Source organism: Streptomyces sp. NPDC049577 (genome assembly GCF_040675635.1).
Classification (GTDB): domain Bacteria; phylum Actinomycetota; class Actinomycetes; order Streptomycetales; family Streptomycetaceae; genus Streptomyces.
Map to the genome: position 1 here is coordinate 1 of NZ_JBFAPH010000354.1, position 6,388 is coordinate 6,388.

The window sequence follows — 6,388 nt, forward strand, 5'->3', positions numbered from 1 at the left end:
CCGCGACCGAGGGTGGCAGCACCTTCTGCGCGACCGTCTTTGCCGTTGCCTCGGCCTGCTGGTGCAGGTCCCCGGTCATGGTCTGCTGCGCCTTCAGCACGGACAGGCGGTAGCCCGTCTCCGCCGCTGCCACCCGCTTGTTCAGCTCCGCGGCGACCTCAAGCAGCTCGATCCGGTGCGAGGCCTCGGCCTCCATTTCCTCCAACTGATCCGCCACGCTCTGACGCTTCGCCGCGATGGTCTGCCGCGTCGTACCCGACACCCCCCGCCCCAGGGACGGCAAGGTGATCCACCAGGCCCCCTTGGTGGCAACGATGGCGATCGGGGTGAGAACCACGGCCAGGTCGAACCCGCCGGTCAGGACCAGGTCGACTGTGGGGATGGCGGCGTTGATGACCGTCAGAACCAGACCGGCCCACCGCACGCGCCGGGCGCGCCGCCGGTTGTTGCCCGACAGGATCTCGGTGGCCTGAAACACCAGCCAGAGGGCGTCAAGCGCGCCGACGGTTGGCGCGGCCCACAACCCGAACCGGGGATCGAGAATCTGATAGCTCACGACCACCGACAGGACAGCCACACCTAAGGTGACCACCCCGAGGACGCTGAGCACCATCCCACGCGGGGAAGTCCGGTTCCATCTCTTGCTCACGTTGTTCTCCCTTCTCTGCTGCCCTCCTGTCGAAGGCGCGGGCAGCCTGGGGGTTCTCGCCTCTCTGGGCGTTTGGACAGCGGCTGCTCGCCCTCCCGAGTGGCAGGGGTGCCCAGTGCCCCGGACCGGACTCGAACCGGTCAACTACTTCCTTGTGGGCCCGCGATATTCGCCCTTGTCTCACCTGCGCGTATGGATCACTTGTCCACCCGTCGGGGCGGCGTTGGAGAAGGTGCGTGCGTGTGGACGCGAGGCAGGGCCGGCTTGTCGCAGTTGCCTGATCCCGGGTGGCCAGAGGACTCACCTCATGACGCCCCTCAGCAGATCTCTGCTCGGGGCTACCGGCTCGTCGTGGCTCCGGGTGGTGTCGCTGTGGAGTTGAGAAGGAACGACCGCTGTCTTCTGGGCCGCCGCTATGCGCTGCCGTCCAGGCGGAGGAAAGTGTTGCCAGGGATGCCGTGGGCGGCTTCCTCATCCGGCGCCGCCCGCGGGGCGGTTCCGGGCGTGAGGAAGCCGGGTACGAAGACCCGGCGGAGGGCAAGGTGGAACCGAGGCGGCGCGCGCCGCAGTGGCCTGTCCCCGTGGGGGTGCACTTCTGCGACGCAGCCCCGGGACGAATCAGTGGCCGAGGAGGCCGGAGGTGAAGGCCGCAACAGCGGCGGTCGCTCGAACGTGCCTCATGCGGGTATCGACCTCCGGCACGGCACGGGGGCTGGCCGTACTGCGTCGCCGATCACCGCGTCCCCGACCCACGACAGGTGGCGCAGGAGCGCAGGTGTCGGTGCGGGTATCACCCCGCCACGTCGTCCTGACGTGGCTCCGGTGGCCGCCGCAAGCGGTACAAGGCCAGGGCGCGTACTGGCTGATCACGCAGGCAGGTGTAGCGATACCATCCATGACGGATCGCCCTCCTATGCACGTAGGCGGGTGGTCAAGGCCCCTGGTAGGTGTTCCCGCACCTGCCGGGGGCCGCCTCGTTGCCAAGGCAGACCCACTGTTGCACGGAACAACAGCCTGTGCAACCACTAATGCATGCAGTGGTTTCAGTAGTATGTGCTGTGGTTCCGGTAGGCTCCCGCCTGTGACCGAGATTCCCGAGGAAAGCCAGGCAGCGGCGCTGCGCGCCGTCGCGGAAGCCGGCGCCCGGCGCGCTGAACTGCTGGAGGAAGCGGACCGGGTACTGACCGAGGAGATCCGCCCACGCGCCATCGAGGCGGCACGCCTCGGTGCCGGCCGCAACAGAATCCGGGAGTTGGCAGGGGTCGGCCCCAGCACCCTCTATCGCTGGCTGGAGGCCGCAGGCCTGCCAGTTCGGCCCAAACGTCGGGGAGCCGCCTAGAAGGCATACGCGCCACCGGCCCCCACGCACTGTCGCCAGTGGCCAGGCCCGCCTACTGGACGTAAGGACATTTACGTCAAAAGTTAAAACCCGCCGTTGGAACCCCGGGGCTCTGACCTCCCGGGACGGCGGGTTGACCAACACAGGTCTCCCGCAGTGTACACATGCGTGCGTCCCGCATGAGCACATTCGCCAGGGAGATCGGAAAGGATCGCCGTCGTGGCGCTCGAACCTGTCCTGTGGGCCATGCACGACAGCCCGGTCAACAACACGATGGATCGCGTGATCCTCTGCGGCCTGGCGGAGAAGGCAGACGCGGACGGCTGCAATGCGTTCCCCAGCAAGAAGACGCTCGCTCGTATCGCGCTCTGCGATCCGAAAACCGTTCAGCGGCGCCTGGGGCACCTAGCAGACCGGGGCCTGATCCGACTGGGCGATCAGTCTGCCGCCCGGTACATCCCAGCGTATGTCCGACCGAGGGTGTACGACCTCATGATCCCAGCGGCCTGGTACGGAACCGAGCGCCTTGCGCGCGTGAACGCGGACCGTGCCAACCGGGGTCTACCTCCGCTCACCCCTGAGAACCGGCCTCCGCTGCCTCCCGCTCCCCCGCGCACCGAGCGCTCCGACAAGGGCAAGTCGCGTCCAAAGAAGAATGGGGAGGACTCTCAGTCCCCCCCTACCGAGATGAAGAGGGGGGATTCTCAGTCCCCGGGCAGGGGAGACTTTCAATCCCCCGGCGGGGGACTCTTAGTCCCCCAACCCTCCCCAGTAACCCGCCCCTCAAGAGAGACCCCCGAGTCCTCCCGTCCGTCCGTGCAGGCAGGTGACGCCCGCGCGAACGAGATAGACGGACGGATGGACGGCGGCAGCCACAGCGAGGGGAAGGACGGCGTTCGGCCGACTGCGGTTGCGGAGAATGACCTGGCTGCGGCTGACGCCGCGCCGGGATCGGTGGCTCAGGTGGAGGTAACGCCGGGGGTGGAAGTGCTGCGGGCGATCGCGGCCGAGGCCCCAGAGTGGACGATCACGCACGCCGGTTCGCTGGCGGACCAGGGCCAGATGGTCACCGGACTGCTCCTGGAGGGCTACACCCCCCAGGAGGTCCGCCACGCCCTGCTGTCCCGGCCGCTGCCTCGCCCCCTGGACCGCACGGTGGGCGCTGTCGTCTCCCGGCGACTGCGCGACCTGCTTGAGGCCGGCCCGGCATCAGGCGTCCGGCCAATCCCGGCGCAGCGCCCCGAGTCGGTGGACAGGCGCGGGTGGCCGGAGCAGGAAGCCCCGACGCCGACGCCGCCGAGCTTCGCCGAGAGGCAAGCGCAACTGCACGCGGCGGTGTCCGGCCAGGACCGGCACCGGCTGTGCGAGGGTGACCCGGACTGCCCCCGGCTGGCTCTGCCGGGACTGGATCGGTGCGCGGTGTGCCTGGGCGGGGAGTCGCCGGTGTGCGCGGGCGGCTGCGGACGCGGCGTCATGGCCCCGGGCTCCTGGTGCCTGATATGTGCGACCCCAGCCCCTGAACCGGACCCCGGCGAGTGCCCCGGCCACGACGGCGGCGGATGCGGTCGCGCAGTGGTGACGCAGGGCCTGTGCGGCCGGTGCAAGATCGCGGCCGAGCAAGCCCGCCGCGCGGCCGATGAGGAATGGGAGCAGGCCCGCGATGCAGCGGTCAAGGCCGCAGAGGCTGCCCGGACCTGACGCCCCGACGGACCGCCAACCGACTCACGCGGCTGTTGTGAGACCTGGGACCAGGCGCTGGCGGGTCCGTCAGCGAAGCAGGGGAGTGCGAGGTGGTGGCCGCGTTCTCCGAGGCATTCACCCCGAAGCCGCTGGCGGACGAGCCGGGCGAGGCCCTGCCCGAGCTCTCCGGCCTGGCCGACCTGGACGACGACGAGGTCGAGCGGTGCCGCAAGGAGGCCCCGGAGCGGCTGATGCTGGGCGACACCTCCCTGATCACCGTGGCGGTCGACTCCATGGGCCGCGAGGCGGCGGAGCAGCTCTACGAGCCCGAGCTGGTCCGCCGCGCCCTTCAGCTGGCGAGCGGCGCCCGCAGCTCGCTGATGACCGTCGGAAGCCGGTAGGAGGCCGGGATGACCGAGGTGACCACCCCCATCGAACAGCCGGCCCCGGCCGGGAACGAGCTCTCCGGTGTCGACCTCGCCCAGGTCGCACTGCACGCGGCCCGCGAGGGCGCGAAGAAGCGCGGGGTCCGCGGGCCCCGTACGCCGCGCCGCCGCGAGCGCGCCGTACGGCGCGACGGCCGTGACCCGCAGGGCTTCGCCGCAGTGCTCCAGGGCTTGATCACCGACCGGGCCTGGGAGCTCCCGGCCGCCGGCGGCACGGTGCTGGACCGATGCACGACCATCGCGGCCGCCGTCGCGCCGCAGTTACCGACCACGTTCAGGCCATCACCTTTCACCCAGAGACCGGCCAGCTCGACCTGTGTCCCGACTCCCCTGCCTACGCCACCCAGCTTCGGCTGATGCGCCTGTACCGTCGCCGTGGCCAACGCGTCGGTCGGCACCGACACCGTGCGCACGATCCGGGTCCTGGCCGTCGGGGCCACGCCCGCGCTCCGGACCACCCTGACGGCCCCGGCCGCCGCTCAGGATGCCGCGCAAGCGGTGGTGAAGACTCGTGAGATGGCCTCGCCCGGCTTCCACCAGGTGCTCGCCGCGCACCGGTCCGCCGCACCCCGGGCGAGGTGGACCCGGCTATCGCGCAGGCGGTGGAACGCCAGACCAGCGCGATGCGCGAACTCAGTTTCCGGGCGTTTCCCGACCCGGAGCCGGATCCGGACAGCGGACCGGCACCGATCGAGGGGGCTCGTGCTCAGAGGCGCCTTCAGGCAGCGGCGACCGAGGCGGCCGCCCTGCGCCGGGCCCGAACCGAGCGAGCCGCAGCAACGTCCCACGAGAACACGGCGCCCTTGAGGAAGACCGCATGATCGGCGAAAGGACAGACGACCGTTGTCTCGCCCCGGTGTCGGAGCTGCCCGCTACCGTGCGCCGAGAGCGAGCATCGACGCAAACATCTCGGGCAGCTAGCTGCAAGGGGGAACGCATGGAAGGTCAGGTCTACGTCATCGGCTCACCTGACTCGCCCATTGTCAAGATCGGAGTATCGACTGACCCAGAACGGCGGCTGCGGCAAATCCAGGCCATGAGCCCACTCAGGCTGAGGGTTCTTTGGACGTGCGCGGAAGGCTACCCGCTTGAACGCCGTCTCCATTTCCACTTGAGGACCTACCACACCCACGGGGAATGGTTCGACTTCCAAGGCCTGGACCCGGTGACGGTAATGCAGGGCGCCGTCGGCGAGGTTTGGGACAAAGGGGCTTCGCGGACGACACTGGCTGAAGCAGCACGAATCGATCTGTGCGCAGAAGACGCAGTGCCTGGCTGCGTTTGCGGTCATGAGAATCGGCTTCACGGAACGGGCGGATGCACCGTGATGGGCTGGGACGAACTCCAGGACTGCCAATGCACCGCGTACACACCAGCATCCGAATTCAATGATGAGGCCCTCAAGGCAATATCCGAGCATCAGGCGCCCACGGACGGCTCTCAGGGGACTAGTTCTCTCGGTCATCCGTTGGCTCTGAGCATGGAAACCCGGGTCCGCCTGGGGCGTGCCGTGCGCGAGCTCCTGAACACGCCGGCCCTGGTGGGCGCTCCGGACCCGGTGCGGTTAGCGCTGCTGGTGCTGGCAGCGCGCACGCCTTGGGGTAAGGATCTGGTGAAGATCACTTCCCGTGAACTTGGCCAGTGGCTGGGCCTGTCGGTCTCCCACATGCAGTCAGTGGTGCTACCGGGCCTGCGCCGCTCTGGGGTCGTGACTACAAAAGTACTGACGGGAGAGTTCGGCGAGGACCGGAATCTGGAATGCGAGATCCATCCGCTGCGCACAGCCCGATATGTGCCCGGGCATCCACTGGATTTGTCACAGAAGGAATTAGACACCTGGCTGCGCCTGGTTGAGGCACTACTGGCCCCGTGCCGGTCAGAAGGTATGCCGGCCGGACTTCTGAGTGGTCGTACAGGACGCGGAGCGTCGACCGACCGGTTGGCGATGCTGCTCCTGGTGCTGGATGCGGCGGAGAACGGCCGGGTACGGCTGTGCGGCGGGACGGTGGACAAGCACAGAGGTCGGCCGACGGCGACGCTGGCGCGGCTGCTGCGCTGCGGACTGCCTGGGGCCGAACGGGTGCTGGAACGGCTGGAGGGCGCGAATCTGGTGCAACGCCCGCGGCAGAGGACAATATCGGGGCTGTACAACCGATCCCGGTTAGTGGTGCCAGCCGTCGTGGCCGCGCACTGTAACCCCCGCCCTAAGCACCGGATCGAGGTGCCGCGCGGGGTGGCCGTGACGGTCGAGGACGGCAACGGGGCCGTCACCGC

General features: G+C 69.1%; 6 protein-coding genes and 1 pseudogene. 6 read left to right on the top strand and 1 reads right to left on the bottom strand.

Annotated features, from left to right (window positions below; all coding sequences use genetic code 11):
• On the bottom strand, nucleotides 1–613 hold a 613-nt coding region (locus AB0K09_RS28020), incomplete at its 3' end, for a hypothetical protein (RefSeq protein WP_366068204.1).
• A gap of 1,117 nt (nucleotides 614–1,730) precedes the next feature.
• Between AB0K09_RS28020 and AB0K09_RS28025 the strand changes: the two genes are divergently transcribed.
• The 6 genes and pseudogenes from AB0K09_RS28025 to AB0K09_RS28050 all read left to right on the top strand — a co-directional run.
• The gene (locus AB0K09_RS28025) at nucleotides 1,731–1,988 is read left to right on the top strand and encodes a hypothetical protein (RefSeq protein WP_366068205.1); all 258 of its coding nucleotides are present in this window, start codon (nucleotides 1,731–1,733) and stop codon (nucleotides 1,986–1,988) included.
• Between the two features lie 273 nt (nucleotides 1,989–2,261).
• Nucleotides 2,262–2,402: pseudogene (locus AB0K09_RS28030) on the top strand (helix-turn-helix domain-containing protein); the annotation flags it as partial.
• A 402-nt stretch (nucleotides 2,403–2,804) separates the two neighbouring features.
• The gene (locus tag AB0K09_RS28035) at nucleotides 2,805–3,686 is read left to right on the top strand and encodes a hypothetical protein (RefSeq protein WP_366068209.1); all 882 of its coding nucleotides are present in this window, start codon (nucleotides 2,805–2,807) and stop codon (nucleotides 3,684–3,686) included.
• A gap of 92 nt (nucleotides 3,687–3,778) precedes the next feature.
• The gene (locus tag AB0K09_RS28040) at nucleotides 3,779–4,069 is read left to right on the top strand and encodes a hypothetical protein (RefSeq protein WP_366068206.1); all 291 of its coding nucleotides are present in this window, start codon (nucleotides 3,779–3,781) and stop codon (nucleotides 4,067–4,069) included.
• A 9-nt stretch (nucleotides 4,070–4,078) separates the two neighbouring features.
• A complete protein-coding gene (locus tag AB0K09_RS28045; RefSeq protein ID WP_366068207.1) occupies nucleotides 4,079–4,471 on the top strand; it encodes a hypothetical protein in 393 nt (130 codons plus the stop codon).
• Nucleotides 4,472–5,051: 580 nt separating this feature from the next.
• Nucleotides 5,052–6,388: GIY-YIG nuclease family protein (locus tag AB0K09_RS28050; RefSeq protein ID WP_366068208.1), on the top strand; the 1,337-nt coding region annotated here is incomplete at its 3' end.